Source organism: Enterobacter sp. UNJFSC 003, assembly GCF_036903355.1.
Classification (GTDB): domain Bacteria; phylum Pseudomonadota; class Gammaproteobacteria; order Enterobacterales; family Enterobacteriaceae; genus Enterobacter.
Map to the genome: position 1 here is coordinate 1 of NZ_JBAKHK010000255.1, position 254 is coordinate 254.

Below are 254 nucleotides of genomic sequence, written 5' to 3' on the forward strand. Positions count from 1 at the left end.
GAGCGTTTGTTTTTAGGCGCAGCGCTGAAAGAAGCGATTAGCAATAACCAACTGAAACTGGTTTACCAGCCGCAAATCTTCGCAGAAACGGGTGAACTGTACGGCATCGAAGCCCTTGCTCGCTGGCACGATCCCCTGCATGGTCATGTGCCCCCTTCACGGTTTATTCCTCTCGCAGAAGAGATTGGTGAAATCGAAAATATTGGGCGCTGGGTCATCGCGGAAGCTTGCCGTCAGTTAGCAGAATGGCGTAG

Annotated in this window: 1 protein-coding gene; it reads left to right on the top strand. The window is 52.0% G+C overall.

All coding sequences use genetic code 11. The features are described from left to right. On the top strand, positions 1-254 hold a 254-nt coding region (locus V5P19_RS24035), incomplete at both ends, for an EAL domain-containing protein (protein ID WP_334408058.1).